This is a genomic window from Bacteroides sp. MSSM.1001136sp1_RTP21357st2_D2_RTP21359_211015 (assembly GCF_040913205.1).
In the GTDB taxonomy this organism is placed as follows: domain Bacteria; phylum Bacteroidota; class Bacteroidia; order Bacteroidales; family Bacteroidaceae; genus Bacteroides; species Bacteroides ovatus.
Genome location: NZ_JBDFVF010000047.1, coordinates 19,359 through 36,251, shown reverse-complemented (window position 1 = coordinate 36,251; position 16,893 = coordinate 19,359). Strand labels below are relative to the sequence as shown.

The following is a 16,893-nucleotide window of genomic DNA, read 5'->3' as shown; positions in this document are numbered from 1 at the left end:
ATATTTACCATGAGAAGAAAAACCCCTTTTATGGCTGCAACTCTGGCAGCAGGCTTGTTTTATTATTCTTCTTGTACTCCGGCTGAAAAGACGGATACAAAGGATTATACTCAATACGTTAATACCTTTATCGGTGGCGCAGACAACGGGCATACATTTCCCGGCGCATGTTATCCTTTCGGTATGATACAGACCAGTCCTGTGACGGGTGCAGTCGGTTGGCGCTACTGTTCTGAATATGTTTATGAGGATTCTCTGATTTGGGGATTTACTCAAACACATCTGAATGGAACGGGATGTATGGACTTAGGTGATATTTTGGTGATGCCGGTCACTGGCACACGTGCCCGTGCGTGGGATGCTTATCGTAGTCATTTCCCTAAAGATAAAGAAGCGGCTACTCCGGGATATTACACCGCAGAGCTCTCTGATCCACAGGTAAAAGCGGAACTGACTGCCTCTATCCATGCTGCCCTTCACCGCTATACTTATCACAAGGCTGATTCTGCCTCTATATTGATTGACTTGCAACATGGTCCTGCATGGAGAGAAGAACAATATCATTCACAAGTTAATAGTTGTGAAGTGAACTGGGAAGATGCTCAAACACTGACAGGGCATGTCAATAACACGGTATGGGTCAATCAGGATTATTTCTTTGTGATGAAATTCAATCGTCCGGTAGTCGATTCACTTTATCTTCCGATGGGCGAAACAGAAAAAGGAAAACGCATCATAGCCTCTTTTGACATGCAGCCGGGAGACGAGCTGATGATGAAAGTGGCTCTTTCCACCACCAGCATAGACGGGGCTAAAAAGAATCTGGAAGCAGAAATTCCTGCCTGGGATTTTGAAGGAGTGAGAACTGCCGCCCACAATGAATGGAATAACTATTTGAGCCGTATTGAAATAGAGGGTACCGATGATGAAAAGACAAATTTCTATACTTGTTTCTACCACGCATTGATTCAGCCTAATCAAATTTCGGACGTAGACGGTATGTATCGTAATGCTGCCGACTCTATAGTAAAGGCTGGAACGGGTGCTTTCTATTCTACGTTCTCTTTGTGGGATACTTACCGTGCCGCTCATCCGTTTTATACATTAGTGATTCCCGAACGTGTGGACGGTTTTGTGAATTCTCTCATCGAACAGGGTGAAGTGCAAGGCTTCCTGCCTATTTGGGGATTGTGGGGAAAAGAGAATTTCTGTATGATTGGTAATCACGGCGTATCAGTCATTGCCGAGGCTTATCGCAAAGGATTCCGTGGCTTTGACGCTGAACGTGCTTTCAATATAATAAAGAAGACGCAGACTGTATCTCATCCGTTGAAGTCTGATTGGGAGGTTTATACGAAATATGGTTATTTCCCGACAGATCTGATAAAAGCAGAATCTGTATCTTCCACTTTAGAATCTGTATATGATGATTATGCTGCTGCCGATATGGCACGTCGTATGGGTAAAGAGGAAGATGCCGCTTACTTCGCGAAACGTGCTGACTATTATAAGAATCTTTTCGATCCGGAGACGAAGTTCATGCGTCCGCGCAAAGCTGACGGAACTTGGAAAGCTCCGTTTAACCCAAGTGCGTTGGCACATTCTGAAAGTGTCGGTGGAGATTATACGGAAGGAAATGCATGGCAATATACTTGGCATGTACAACATGATGTTCCAGGATTAATCCAGTTGTTTGGGGGAGAAAAACCTTTCTTGAATAAATTAGACTCATTGTTTACGGTTAAGCTAGAAGGTGAAAGTTTAGCAGATGTTACTGGATTAATCGGGCAATATGCTCATGGAAATGAGCCAAGCCATCATGTGACTTATTTGTATGCACTGGCTGGTCGTCCGGAACGTACACAGGAATTGGTTCGTGAAATATTTGATACTCAATACAAAAACAAACCCGACGGACTTTGCGGAAATGATGATTGCGGACAGATGTCTGCCTGGTATATGCTTAGTGCGATGGGATTTTATCCGGTAGATCCGGTAAGTGCGGAATATGTATTCGGTGCTCCACAGTTGCCGAAGATGACCTTGCATCTGGCCGATGGCAAGACTTTCACGATTATTGCGGAGAATTTGTCGAAAGAACATAAATATGTAGATAGTATTACATTGAATGGCGAACCATATACGAAGAAAACAATCTCGCATGAGGATATTGTAAAAGGAGGAACGCTGGTATACAAGATGAAGTAATAAATTCGTTTCTGTACTGTTATGGGACTAATGACTTTAATTAATAGTGGTTGGGATCATAACTTATAGTAGAGAAGAAAAAAAGATACTGCAAGAATAAATTGTACGACACCCGGGTGTCAGCATGTTCAACACCCGGGTGTCGGTGTGCATGAGACCCGGGTGTCGTACAACTTAATACTACCAAATGAAATTAATTTGAAGCCATACGATTAAGTTTGTACTAATACAAACTTATTTCCCTACAATCCTACTCACCTCTATACGCTGCTTTTCAAACTTCTCATTATTGCTGTTGCGGTTACTAACCTCTTTACAGCGAATAGGTGCACTCATTTCAAGCAAGCGCAAAATCTCATTTAAAGATTCACCTTCAAAAGTCGCTTTATAGGAATACTTTCCTAATTCGGCGTCTTTCAGAATAAATTCCACGTTATAAGTCTGTCCCAAACGTTTGAATACATATTCCAGCGGGTCATCTCTAAAAATGAGTATTCCATCTTTCCATGAGCACCATTTATAAGTGTTGGTCTTATTGACGTTATATAAAGAAGTGGCTAGATTATAGTCAATTTTCTCTCCCGGTGAAAGGGAAATCGTCTTTTTCTGGTCAAGAGTAACTGCGACCTTTCCTTTTACTAACGTCACTGCTGCTACATGATCCGGAGCGTATGCGTTCACATTGAATGCAGTGCCGGTAGCTTCTACAGTTAGTTGTTTTGTTTTTACGATGAAGGGATGCTCTTTATCGGATTCTACTTCAAAATAGGCTTCACCCTGCATTGAAACAACTCTTTGCTTATCATTGAATTGAGTCGGATACTTTAAAGAACTTCCGGCATTTAGCCAAACCTTAGAACCGTCAGGCAGATTAACTACCGACCAAGTGCCATAAGGAGTGAATAGCTCCTGATAAGTCTCTGCAATTTGAGAAGCGGGTTTAAAATAAAGATAAGCAGATAATATCAGTAAAGGAAGAAGTAAGATAGCTGCCACTTGCTGCCAATAGTGCAGGAAGGACAACTTAGGACGAACGGAAACCGGCGGCCGGTTTTGATGGAGAATCTGCTCCATTACTTTTCTGTGCGCACTGTCCACATCTATCTCTTCCGGATTAAAGGCCGGGTGACTGATCTCCCATATATTCTTTTGTGCCAGAAAGCTTTTATAATTTTCGGGAGTAGCTGATATCCAATCATCCAGTATCTTAATGTCTTCTGCTGTAGACTCTTTCGAGAGATATCTGGAGATTATAATTTCTATGTCTGAATCTTTATTTATCATATGCATTTTACCTTATATATAATAGACGTTTCAGAAAGAAAATCCCACATCCATTAGTGGAAAAGAAAGAAAAAAAGTAGTAAATAAAAATCTTTTAATAAGATGCGAAGCTGCTTCAACGCTTTGCTGATACGTACTTCTACCGTTCTGACAGAGATATTCAGGCGATTGGCAATTTCCTGATATTTAATATTTTCTAATCGGCTCATCTCGAACACTTCTCTTTCTTGAGGAGGTAATTGTTCCAATGCATTTTTAAGTTGCCGGCATAAATCAGAATACAGTATGTAGTTTTCTGTCGTATCTATATCTATAGAGCCCGATTTAAGTTCATAAGCAACGTGCTCATCTATAATCCTGCGATGGCGCAATTCATCCAGGCAGTAGTTTCGAACAGCTTTCAGTAAATATGACTTTAGTGAGTTCTCTATTTCCAATGACTTCCGGTCATTCCATAGTTTGAGAAAGATATTTTGCACAATATCTTCACAAGTAGATTTTTCCGGGATGTAGGTACCACCAAACAATACCAAATCTTTATAATAAGTATGGAATAATCGGGTAAAAGCCTGTTTATCATCCTGTTTCAGTGCTATTACCAGAAAACGGTCGTCGGAAGTCTGTTGTTGGATATTCGGCATAGTATTGTAGTAAAGGTTCTATTGTCGGGGGTAAAAATAGAAAGATTATTTGGGATAAACGATAGTTTGAAGAAAAAATAATGCAGATGAAAAAATAATGTGATATCCAATGTGGCTTTTATTTTTAGAAACGTCTTATTGATAGAAACGAGAGAAAAACACATTTATTAACCTTTAAATAATACAAGCCATGAGAAAGACATAATCAGTGAATTCAGCTTCCGACAACTGATAAAAAAAGGAAGGTCTGACTCACCTTCCTTTCCAAAGATTCAGTTATTCGTTAATCAACTTATTTGTAGAACCAATAACCAAACATGTAAAGGTATGAAACTTATTTCAATTAGAAAAATGAAAAAGAGAATTAATGTACCTGCAAATGTAAAAATGGGGAGAATCTGTGCTATATGGTTGTTTTGTATAGCTTTGCAAGCTATCAGTATACCTATCTTGGCACAATCCGCCAAAATTACATTGCGACTGAAGAATGTGACTGTAGAGGAGGTCTTGACTAGTATCGAAAATCAGACAGAATATCGTTTCTTATACAACAAAGACATTGTTGATGTAAGTCGTATAGTAAGCATTACTGTGAAAAATGAACGGATGACTCTGGTACTGGATAAACTTTTTAAAGGCGAAGGAGTATCTTATACGATTGAAAAACGTCAGATTGTATTAAACAAAGTTTCATCTCAACCACAGGATAACAAACAGCCGGTCAAAGTGACCGGAAAGGTAGTGGACGAATCCGGCGAGGCTCTTCCGGGAGTGACTGTGATGATAGAAGGGGCTACTCAAGGAACTATAACCGGTATAGATGGCAATTACCAGTTGCAAGTTCCGGAAGGCTCGACACTGAAATTTACTTCAATAGGTTACACTACATATACGCAGAAAATTACCCGACCGATGACGTTGAATGTGACGATGAAAGAGGATTCGAAACAGTTGGATGAAGTTGTTGTGGTAGGGTATGGAACGACCACCCGTAAGAATCTGACCACTTCCATTGCAACGGTAAAAACGGAAAAAATATCGCGAGCCGCAACAAGTAATATGTCACAGATGCTGCTTGGGCGGGCTGCCGGACTGGAAGCTACGTTGACAAGCCCGCAACCGGGTGGAGCAGTTGACCTTTCAATTCGTGGGGCAGGTACTCCCATTTTTATAGTAGATGGAGTAATGATGCCTTCCACTTCTTTAGAGGTTGGAAATGGAAATCAGGTTATGCCCAACTCTATCAATCGTTCGGGATTGGCCGGACTTAATCCTGCCGATATTGAATCTATCGAAGTGTTAAAGGATGCATCTGCCTCCATTTATGGAATTGGTGCAGCCAATGGGGTCGTATTGATCACTACAAAGAAAGGTACTGAAACTCGTCCCCAAATCACTTATGAAGGAAATTATTCTATCGTGAAAAACTATCCGTATCTGGAACCTTTGAGTGGGGAAGAATATATGAATGTTGCCAACATTTTCAATAAAGAAAACTATTTATTTACGAACGGTATGTATCCTTACGGTGATAAACCTTTTGATAATAAATGGGTACCTCAATTCTCACCTCAACAGATAGCTGCCGCTCAAACAACAGACTGGCTGGATTGTGTATTAAAGGATGGTAGCATCAATAATCATAATATCACAATTACGGGCGGTTCTAAACTGCTGAAATATTATCTGTCCGGAAATTATTACAAACAGGAAGGTACGGTAGAAAACTCCGCTATGGAACGTTATGCTCTTCGGACAAACATATCTTCACAATTGCTTCCATTTCTTAAGTTGACAGCAATTGTTAATGTAAATGAGAATGAATATACAAACTCAACTTCCGGTGGCGGTGGGGGTGGAAATGGGTATGATGCCATACAATCGGCTTTAACCTATCCTTCTTATTTACCGATCAGAGGTGAGGACGGAAAACCTACCTTATATTCAAATTACCCTAACCCGGCCGAAATGATAAAAGTTAGTGACCGGACTAAAACAAGCGGTTATTATCTAAACTTTGCTGCCGATGTGGATATAATCAAGGATATGTTGTCCTTCCGTTTGATGTATGGCATTAATAAGGAGAATGCCAATCGTAATCTGTATATTCCTTCTGATATATATTTTATGGACATGTATAAATCAAGAGGGCATTTGGGATATGTTGAACGTAGAAACCAAACTATGGAAGGCACGTTGACTTTCAAAAAGCAGTTTGGAGATTTGTTACGTGTCGATGCCGTAGTCGGTATGGGAAGGTATACGAACGATTCAAATGGTCTTGAACTTGACTACGAACAGATTAACGATCACATTGCTGCTGATAAGGTGGAAGCTGCGGAAGGCGCTTTCTACCCGACTTCTTTCAGGGCAGCCGATGAACGTCGTTCTCAATTTGCCAGGGCAAGTGTGGATGTGCTCGACAGATATGTAGTTGCCGCTACTATTCGCCGAGATGGAACGGATAAATTTTTCCCGGGAAAGAAATATGCCTATTTCCCTTCAGTATCATTGGCCTGGAAATTATCTAACGAGCCGTTTATGAAGCATATATCATGGATTGACCAGTTGAAGATTCGTGGTAGTTATGGACAGACAGGTAATGATAATCTGGGTAGTTCGCTTTATGGCACTTTCAGTCTGGCAGCCCAATATATCAAGTTCTCTAACAATTCAGTGACTTATGTACCCTATCTGCTTAGCGGTCCTGATTACCCGAATGTTACCTGGGAAAAGACTACCATGAAAAATATAGGTATAGACTTTTCAGTCTTAAAAGATAGAATCTGGGGAAGTTTTGATATGTTCCGCAATGATGTAACCAACTTGCTGGGATATGACTCTGCCTCTCCGCTTAGTATGACATCTTCCGTTCCGATGAATTATGGACATTATGTACGTTACGGATGGGATGCGACTATTAACTCACTTAACTTTGAAATCCCCCGTGTGTTTAAGTGGACCTCACAATTGACCTTATCACATCATAATGCCGTTTGGAAAGAACGGATGCCCAACTATTATTATGAAGAATATCGAATCCGTAAGAACGAACCGGTGAATGCTTATTATTACTATGAAACGGAAGGCGTTATCAACATAGATAAAAGCAATATGCCCGAATCGCAGAAGTCTTTGCCGGCAGACGCGCAACAACCTGGCTATCCGATTATAAAGGATGCGAATGGGGATAATAAAATAACGATTGATGATGTAAAGATGCGGAATACACTTCCAAAAATTCACATAGGCTTTGGAAATACATTTGTATACAAAGATTTTGATCTGGATGTATTTATGTATGGACAATTCGGACGTACACGTTATAACTATGCATATCGTTGGGCACTTGTCGGAGATGTGTATTACACAAGTCCCAAGAATTCGAACAAATATGTATATACTATCTGGAATTCCCAAACCAATCAGAATGGAAACCGTCGTGGTATCGCTTCAACAAAGGCTGTCGCTTTGCCCGGTAACGTAGGTTTTGAGGAAGATTATCAGAATGCTTCATTCGTACGTGTCAGGAATATCACTTTAGGATATAACCTTTCGGGAAAGAAGCTGGGAAGAGTGGGTGATTATGTGAGTTCTATCAGAGTTTTTATCGACTGTCAGAATCCGTTTACTTTTACCAAGTTTGTAGGTGTCGATCCTGAAATAAAGACGGGGGGTGACGGCTCCAAAGCGGAGTATCCGATGACGAGAACATACTCCTTCGGAGCAAAAATATGTTTCTAAGAAAACCTGTAACGAAAGAAAAGATTGAAAATATGAACAAGAATAAATTATTTAAGGTGTTTGTCATGATTGCATTTATCATGTGCAGTTGTGAGGATAATTTTGATCCGAAGATGTATGGCACGTTGAATGTTTCTAATTATCCGGTGACTGAAGCCGAATACGAATCATTTATGATGACCTGCTATATGCCTTTTACGACAACATGGACCTATTGGATCGGTGCCGGAACAAGTGGTAATCAGCACGGTTGGTATATCCCTGCCGGAGGTGTACTGAAGTTCTTTGATTATCCAACAGATGAAATGGCCGTGTGGAATAATGGTTGGGGAGGCGGATACTACTTTCTTTCCAAAGCCGATTTCAGTCAGTGTGTCTATTATACGAGTGGTACGTTAAGTGACGAAAGGCCGAATCATTTTCCGAAAGTAAGTGAGATTTCCTACTTCACCAATGTGATTGGAACTTTGGAGAAGGCTTCTACCGAAGTGGTCTCCGAAGAGCGTAAAAGGGAGTTTATTGCCGAGGCCCGTCTTTGCCGTGGATTGATGATGTATTATTTATTGCATGTATATGGTCCTGTTCCTTTGATTGTCGATCCGGACGATCTGATTAATCCTTCAAAGCTGGAAAATCTGGTACGTCCGACATTGCAGCAAATGACGGAGTGGATTATGGCTGATTTTGATTATGCTTATCAGTATATTGCAGATACACAGCCGGAACAGGGACGTTACAATAAAGACTATGCACGTGTATGCATCATGCGGCATTGCCTGAATGAAGGCTATTATATGTCCGGTTATTATCAGAAAGCAATTGATATGTATAATGAGTTGAAGGGGCGGTATAGTCTTTTCAAGAAAGGGGATAATCCTTATATTGAGCAATTTAAAAATGCCAATAACTTCAATTCGGAAGTGATTATGGCTGTCAGCTGTGATGAAACGGCGGACGGTACGAATAAGTCCGGTAACTTTAACCCGCTGATGATGCTCGCTACTCCCGATAATGCAGCCAGAGTGGACGATCAGGGAAATCCGACTCCTTTCTACTTGCAAGGGCAGGGATGGGGACAAACCTTCAACGTGTCTCCGAAATTTTGGGATACGTATGATCCTTTGGATAAACGTCGTGAAGTGATCCTTACCAAATATTATACGACTGCCGGAACTTGGATTGACCGGAATACAACCACATGGGACGGATTTATAATTAATAAATTCCCGGTGGAAACAGCTACGGCTTTTCAGGGGACTGATATACCGTTAGCCCGTTGGGCGGATGTATTGCTCATGTATGCGGAAGCCGAAGTACGTAAAAACAATGCAGCTCCGTCCGCTGATGCTATTGCTGCGGTCAATGAGGTGCGTAAGCGTGCCGGACTGGGAGATCTTCCGTCATCGGCAACAGCGAATGTTGAAGCCTTCCTAGATGCTTTACTTACGGAAAGAGGACATGAAATGTTGTATGAAGGGATGCGTAAAATAGATCTCATCCGTTTTAATCAGTATGCGCAGCGTACAGCGAAGATCAAAGGAGTGGCTCCTACACATCAATATGTGCCTATTCCTAATTATGCGGTTCAACAAGCTTCGGAATCTTATGGAAAAGTGTTGGCACAGACATTTGAACGTGAGGGATGGAAAGCGGATCTTGCGGCAGCTCGCAATTAATGTCATCATTCATTATTGTTAAACTAGAGATCTTAAGAAAAATGAAAAAGATATACGTATTATTCATGTCGTCGTTATTGCTCCTTTCGTGTGCAAAAGATGATGTTAGTAAGCCAAGTGAATGGCCGGAGTGGCCTACACCTTCAAAACCTAAAATAGAAAATGCCGTATTGCGGGGAGTGAATGGTGAAACGGTTGTGGCGGCTGGTGATAAAGTGAAGTTCACCGCACAGGTCAGTGATGAATATAATGATTTGGTTTCATTCCAATTATTAGTGACAATGGATGGAGCCGAAATCTTGAATTTGTCTAAAGGATTGAGCGGACGTTCTGCAGTTATTGAAGAGGAAGCTACTTTACCTTTTGTTGCCGGTTTCCAGAATGGACGTCCTGTGGTGACTATAAAAGCTGTAAATGATTTAGGTGGCAATGAGTCGACTCTGACTTTGGATGAGGCCGCAAGTGTGGCGGTGACCCGTCCGGAAACACCTTCCCAATTATACCTTGTTGATGATTTGGGAAATGTGTATGAAATGGACAAGGAGAGTCAGAATGAAACGGATTATAGTTTCCGGACGAGTGCGGCGGATTTGGCAGGGATTGGCGACCATTTTAAAGTTGCCGAAAAGATAATAAATAACAAACCTGATTATTCCGGTTTGGTATGGGGATATTCAGACGATAAGATCGCGATTGTGACTGATGATGCAGCTACTTCGATTCCGACTCCTAAGGTAGGGAGTTATACATTGGAGAATATCACTTTTGATATGTTGAGCTTCTTGGCTGATAAGACTCTGACATACAGCATTGATATTGATAAGTCCCGCTTCTTTGATGTGGGAGGAGGATATGTCCAGTTGGATGTTCAGTTGGTAGAAAGTGCCAAGATTAATTTTATAGGTTTTGGTAGTGATGTCACCAATATGCTCCGGCCGGAATTCTTTAAAGATGTTTCAGGGAGCAAAGCAAAATTCGATGGTCCGTCGGTACTTTATAATTTGAAATATAATACATCAAACGGTTTTATGTATATGGAGCGGCCGCGGGATGTCTTTTATCCGGAAGTGATGTATATTCTCGGTGCTGGAGTCGGATTCCCACGTGAACCTTATGTGGCTACGCTCGCTTGGGACTTCGCATATCCTCACCAGTGGTTCTTCTTTAAAAAGGTCGGTGCAAATACTTTCGAAGCAGTTGTATACATCGACCAGACGATGGGATTTAAGTTCTATAGAGGATATGGATGGGCGCAAGAGGAAGATACGAAGAACTCATATACGGTTGAGCCTGTCAACTTGGTTACGAGAAATGCTCCCGGCGATCTGATTCCCGGTCCTGATTTTAAAGCCGGACTTTATACGATACATATTGATAAAGCCAGTGAAGTGATACGATTGACTCCTTACAATTAAGAGGGGATCATGATTAATAGTCTTTAATTTAATATTCAATAGAATTATGTATATATCAATGAAAACATATAGTAAGAAATTTCTGGTTACGTTCTTTTTTTCGATGTTGCCAATGTTATTAATGTCTTGTTCGATGGATCCGGAGAAAGCCTCTTTTTCTATTTCCGGAAATTTAGAGAAGTTACAGATCGGTAATGACGGTTTTACGGAGGTTTATTCGATAAAGTCTAATACGGAATGGAAATTTGTAAACGAGACGGATCAGTCTTGGGTTACCATCTCACCGACCAAAGGGAGTGGAAACGGAACTGTGACAATTACTGCAAATGCAAATACAGGAACCGGACGTACGGCTGTATTCCGCGTAGTACCTAATGGAGTAAAGACACAGGAAATTGAGATCATTCAGGGTAATTCTTATATCCCTACAACTGATGGAGAATTCCCGATTATAGCATGGACCGGAGTGGAAGCAGATAAGTCGCTGGAGAAATTCCCGGTGATGAAAGCATCCGGCATTAATATTTATCTGGGATGGTATGATGATTTGGAAACAACATTGAAGGTGCTTGACGCCGCACAGAAGACCGGAGTGAAAATGATAACTTCTTCTAAGGATCTCTTGTCTGTTGCTACTGCCGAAGAGGTCGTAAAAGCGATGATGAATCATCCGGCTTTGTATGCCTATCATTTGAAGGATGAACCGGAAGTGAATGATTTGCCGGGTTTGGGCGAATTGGTGAAGAAAATTAAAACCATTGACAGCCATCATCCTTGTTATATAAACTTGTACCCCAATTGGGCATGGGGGAAAGAACTTTATTCTGAAAATGTAAAGTCGTTTATAGAACAAGTCCCTGTTCCGTTTATTTCGTTTGACAATTATCCTATTGTCTCTATAAATGGTGCTCCAAGCATTATTCGTCCGGACTGGTATCGGAATCTGGAAGAAATATCGGCTGCTGCTAAAGAGAACAAAAAGCCGTTTTGGGCATTTGCACTTGCACTTTCTCATAAGCTTGATGAAACTCATTTTTATAAGATACCGACATTGCCCGAGTTGAGGTTACAAGTCTTCAGTGATTTAGCTTATGGTGCGCAGGCAATCCAGTATTTTACCTATCGCGGACTTCAACATGACGATCCGACCGAAGTGTATGATCTGGTCAAGACAGTTAATCAGGAAGTACAACAGCTTGCAGGTATATTCTTGGGAGCACAGGTTATTTCTGTATCTCACACCGGAAGTGAAATACCTGAAGGCACGAAGGCTTTGGGAAGTCTGCCGACTCCTATAAAATCATTGACTACGAGTGATACAGGTGCGGTTGTCTCTGTCCTGGAGAAAGGTGGTAATCAATATCTTGTGGTAGTAAATAGAGATTTTCGTAATGTGATGAACCTGTCTATCGATGTGGATAGTTCTGTTAGCAGAGTGTTGAAAAATGGTTCAACGACTACTCCGGACGGCTCTACGATAGCAGTCGAACCGGGTGATATGGTAATATTTACGTGGAGAAAATAAAAAGATTTTTAATTTGATAAAGTAAAACGATTATATGAAAAAGATATTACTTTCCTTTTTTATTGGTGCTATGTTGATTGCCTGCAACCAGAAAACGGTCTCTGTTCGTGAGGTCTGGACAAAAGAGCAGGCTAATGAGTGGTATAAACAATGGGGATGGCTTCGTGGATGCGATTTTATTCCGAGCACGGCAATCAACCAAATGGAGATGTGGCAGGCAGATACTTTTGATCCGGTGACTATTGATCGTGAACTGGGTTGGGCGGAAGAAATAGGCATGAACTGTATGCGCGTATATTTGCATCACCTGGTTTGGGAAACAGATAAGGAAGGCTTTAAGAAACGTATCAATGAATACCTTACTATTGCCGACAAGCATCATATCTCTACCATCTTCGTCTTCCTGGATGATTGTTGGAATCCTGTATATCAGGCTGGCAAACAGCCGGAACCACAGCCGGGAGTACACAACTCGGGATGGGCACGTGACCCGGGTGATCTGTATTATAAAGGCGATACGGCAGTGATACTTCCGGTATTGGAAAGCTATGTGAAAGATATCCTGACTACCTTTAAGGATGATAAGAGAATTGTATTATGGGATTTATATAATGAGCCCGGAGGTTCGGGAGGATATAGATACGGTGAAAGAAGTTTGCCGTTATTGCAGAAAATATTTACGTGGGGACGAACGGTGAATCCGTCACAACCTTTGTCGGCCGGAGTTTGGGATATGAGCCTGACTAATCTGAATAAGTTCCAATTGGAAAATTCGGATGTGATAACCTATCATACGTATGAAGGTTTGGATTCGCATCAACGGCTCATTGACACATTGAAGCAATATGGCCGCCCGATGATTTGTACGGAATATATGGCACGTACTCAAAATAGCACTTTCCAGGATATTATGCCAATGCTGAAGAAAGAAAATATCGGTGCAATCAACTGGGGCCTTGTAGCCGGAAAAACAAATACGATCTTTGCATGGGATACTCCATTGCCTGATGTTGTTGAACCTCCATTGTGGTTCCACGATATATTTCGTAGTGATGGAACTCCTTATTCGGCAGAAGAGGTGGAATGTATTCGTTCATTAACTAAATAATTCCCTTATGATAACTATGAGGAATATATGGATAATGATGTTGGGGATATGCCTGTTTGGTTGCGGGGCTGGTAAACAGCCCCTTTCCTCACAGCTATCCTTAACATGGAAACTGGAAAAAGATAGTGTGGAAGCCAGATATTTTAAGAATACATTCTGCCTGACGAATAATGGGAATAAATCCTTGACTAATAATTGGGTGATCTATTTTAATCAGACACCTATTTATTATCAGCAACCTATTAATGCACCGCTGGAAATTGAATGTTTAGGTTCGACTTACTATAAAATGTACCCCACTGAACACTACAAGGCATTGCCACCGGGTGAAACAATCACTTTTACCATATTGAGTGAAGGAAATGTGATTAATGTGTCCTCGGTTCCTGAAGGGGCTTATGTGGTAACTACTGATGAAAAAGGAAAACCGTTACAACCGCAAAATGTCCCCATCGAGATCGAGCTTTTTAAGCCCGATGCCCAATGGGTTAGCTCGAGGAACAGCTTTCCCTATGCAGATGGAAATTATTTCTATAAGCAGAATGATGATTTCAGCAAACCGGTAGATTGTGATATGCTTTCTCTTTTTCCTGCTCCTAAAAAAGTGGAAAAGACGGGCGGTGTTTCTTCTTTCTCTCAAAAAGTCTGTCTGAAGTTTGATGATACGTTTAAAGAGGAAGCTCTTTTATTGAAAAGTCAACTGGCTTCATTATTAAGATGCAGCGTTTCCGATAAGGATGAAGAAACAATCATTGAATTGAAGAAAATGGAGGTTCCTATTACCTGTCAATATCCCGATGAATATTACGAAATCGTGATAAAGAATAATCGGTTGACTTTGAAAGCTAATGATGCACATGGCATATTTAATGCTTGTCAAACATTGCTTGCCTTATTAGATAACATGGAACTAACTTCTGCTCCGCTTCCTAATCTTCATATTACCGATTATCCGGACATGGGGCATCGGGGAATTATGTTGGATGTAGCCCGCAATTTTACAAAGAAAGCAGATTTGCTGAAACTGATCGATATATTGTCATTCTATAAGATGAATGTACTGCATTTGCATTTGAGTGACGATGAGGCCTGGCGTGTGGAAATACCCGGATTGGAGGAATTGACAGAAATAGCTTCTCGCAGAGGACATACCACAGATGAACAGATGTGCCTTTATCCTGCGTATGCCTGGGGATGGAATGAGACAGATACTACTTCATTAGCCAACGGATATTATTCTCGCAGTGACTTCATGGATATTCTGAAATACGCGAAAGAAAGGCATATCAGAGTTATTCCCGAAATAGACATTCCCGGACATTCCCGGGCAGCGATTAAAGCCATGAATGCCCGTTATCAGAAATATATAGATATAGACCAATCGAAAGCGGAAGAATATCTTTTGACTGACTTTGCAGATACTTCTCAATATCTGTCTGCACAAAATTTTACAGACAATGTGATTAATGTTGCCATGCCTTCCACTTATCATTTTCTTGAAAAAGTGATTGACGAAATCGTGCAGATGTATCAGGATGCAGGAGTAGAACTGACTGCTTTCCATGTGGGTGGAGATGAAGTGCCGGAAGGTATTTGGGAAGGTTCTTCTATCTGCCGTACTTTTATGAAAAAACATGGACTGACTAAGATACGGGATTTGAAAGATTATTTTCTGGGGCAAATTCTGGAAATGTTGGATAAACGTAATATACAAGCAGTTGGATGGCAAGACATAGTTATGAATCCGGATAATACCGTGAACGAACATTTCAGAAATAGCAAGGTCTTGAATTATTGCTGGAATACAATTCCGGAACAGGGTGGGGATGAAGTTCCGTATAAGTTAGCAAATGCGGGCTATCCTATTATACTCTGTAATGTGGGTAATTTCTATTTGGATATGGCCTATTGTTATCATGTGGAAGAACCGGGGTTACGTTGGGGTGGTTACGTAGATGAGTACGTAACGTTTGATATGTTGCCTTTTGATATTTACAAGTCTTTACGGCGGAATCTGAAAGGTGAATCTGTGGATGTAAAAACAGCCTCAAACGGTAAGCAACCTTTGACAAAAGAGGGGTATAAGAATATCAAAGGTTTGTCCGGACAAATCTGGGCGGAGACAATCCGTAGTTTCGAACAAATAGAATATTATCTTTTCCCGAAAGTCTTTGGACTGGCAGAACGCGTTTGGAATGCTCAACCATCGTGGGCATTGTCTCCGGACGGCAAAGTATATATGGATGCCAAACGAAAATATAATGCCGGTATTGTAACTTATGAATTGCCCCGTTTGGCAAAACGAGGTATTAATTTCCGGGTATCTCCTCCAGGTATTATAGTAAAGGATGGATTGTTACTTGTTAATACTACCAATCCCAATGCGGTAATCCGGTATACAACCGATGGCAGTGAACCTACGGAAAGTTCTGTAGAATGGCAAACACAGATAGCATGTGATGCTCCACTGATAAAAGCAAAGGCTTTTTATTTAGGAAAGGAAAGTGTAACTACCGTATTGATAAACGAATTATATTAAATGGTATGTTAAACCCTCCAGAGAAGAAATTCTTTGGAGGGTTTTCTTATTAATTTTGCTTTTAACTCGAATAATTCTCTAAATTTGTGCCATTAACTCGACTAATACATCCATGGAGCATACTGAAACTTTAATAGTAGAGCAGTTGAAGACAGGTAACGAAGATGCCTATCAATACATCTATGACCGTCACTATGCTCTGCTGTGTCATGTCGCGAGCGGCTATGTAAGAGATCAATTCCTTGCGGAAACCATTGTCGGAGATACCATTTTTCATTTATGGGAGATTCGTGAAACGCTGGAGATTTCCGTTTCCATCCGTAGCTATTTGTTGAGAGCCGTCCGTAATCGTTGTATCAACTATCTTAATTCAGAATGGGAAAAGCGCGAGATTGCGTTTTCATCTCTGATGCCCGATGAGATAACAGACGATAAAATGACGATATCCGATTCGCATCCGTTGGGGACATTGCTGGAGCGTGAACTGGAAGAGGAAATATATAAAGCCATTGATAAATTGCCGAACGAATGTCGTCGCGTGTTCGATAAAAGCCGTTTTGAAGGAAAATCATACGAAGAAATTTCTCAAGAGTTAGGCATCTCTGTCAATACGGTTAAGTATCATATAAAGAATGCATTAGCATCTTTACAAACGAATCTAAGTAAATATCTGATTACTCTACTTTTATTTTTTTTCGGGTAAAAACGAAAAAAAGTCATTTTTAGACTACCCTCAATTAAAAATCTACTGTC

Annotated in this window: 10 protein-coding genes; 8 read left to right on the top strand and 2 right to left on the bottom strand. The window is 40.9% G+C overall.

Going from position 1 to position 16,893, the window contains the following annotated elements:
* Positions 1-9: 9 nt before the first annotated feature.
* Complete coding sequence (locus AB5217_RS22620; RefSeq protein ID WP_368112838.1) at positions 10-2,208, top strand: GH92 family glycosyl hydrolase; 2,199 nt, start codon at positions 10-12, stop codon at positions 2,206-2,208.
* Positions 2,209-2,442: 234 nt separating this feature from the next.
* On the opposite strand, the gene AB5217_RS22615 is transcribed toward AB5217_RS22620, so the two are convergent.
* Complete coding sequence (locus AB5217_RS22615) at positions 2,443-3,492, bottom strand: FecR family protein (protein ID WP_195646491.1); 1,050 nt, start codon at positions 3,490-3,492, stop codon at positions 2,443-2,445.
* A 53-nt stretch (positions 3,493-3,545) separates the two neighbouring features.
* On the bottom strand, positions 3,546-4,133 hold the full coding sequence (locus AB5217_RS22610; RefSeq protein WP_032844467.1) for an RNA polymerase sigma-70 factor: 588 nt from the start codon (positions 4,131-4,133) through the stop codon (positions 3,546-3,548).
* Between the two features lie 327 nt (positions 4,134-4,460).
* Here AB5217_RS22610 and AB5217_RS22605 point away from each other — a divergent pair, with 327 nt between their 5' ends.
* From AB5217_RS22605 to AB5217_RS22575, 7 genes are all read left to right on the top strand, one after another.
* Positions 4,461-7,877: a SusC/RagA family TonB-linked outer membrane protein gene (locus AB5217_RS22605; protein ID WP_149965447.1), complete on the top strand. Its 3,417-nt coding sequence runs from the start codon at positions 4,461-4,463 to the stop codon at positions 7,875-7,877.
* Positions 7,878-7,909: 32 nt separating this feature from the next.
* Positions 7,910-9,553: a RagB/SusD family nutrient uptake outer membrane protein gene (locus AB5217_RS22600; RefSeq protein WP_368112837.1), complete on the top strand. Its 1,644-nt coding sequence runs from the start codon at positions 7,910-7,912 to the stop codon at positions 9,551-9,553.
* Complete coding sequence (locus tag AB5217_RS22595) at positions 9,553-10,968, top strand: DUF5125 domain-containing protein (protein ID WP_195354998.1); 1,416 nt, start codon at positions 9,553-9,555, stop codon at positions 10,966-10,968. Before AB5217_RS22600 ends, AB5217_RS22595 begins: the two co-directional genes overlap by 1 nt.
* A 46-nt stretch (positions 10,969-11,014) precedes the next feature.
* Positions 11,015-12,493 (top strand): BACON domain-containing protein, encoded by a 1,479-nt coding sequence (locus tag AB5217_RS22590; RefSeq protein WP_368112836.1) that lies wholly within the window; start codon positions 11,015-11,017, stop codon positions 12,491-12,493.
* Positions 12,494-12,527: 34 nt separating this feature from the next.
* Positions 12,528-13,601, top strand: a complete 1,074-nt coding sequence (locus tag AB5217_RS22585; protein ID WP_032844462.1) for a cellulase family glycosylhydrolase — start codon at positions 12,528-12,530, stop codon at positions 13,599-13,601.
* A gap of 7 nt (positions 13,602-13,608) precedes the next feature.
* The gene (locus AB5217_RS22580; RefSeq protein WP_032844461.1) at positions 13,609-16,140 is read left to right on the top strand and encodes a family 20 glycosylhydrolase; all 2,532 of its coding nucleotides are present in this window, start codon (positions 13,609-13,611) and stop codon (positions 16,138-16,140) included.
* A gap of 112 nt (positions 16,141-16,252) precedes the next feature.
* Positions 16,253-16,843 carry an RNA polymerase sigma-70 factor gene (locus AB5217_RS22575; protein WP_004327200.1) on the top strand — a complete coding sequence of 197 codons (591 nt, stop codon included), beginning with the start codon at positions 16,253-16,255 and terminating at the stop codon, positions 16,841-16,843.
* The last annotated feature ends 50 nt before the right edge of the window (positions 16,844-16,893 follow it).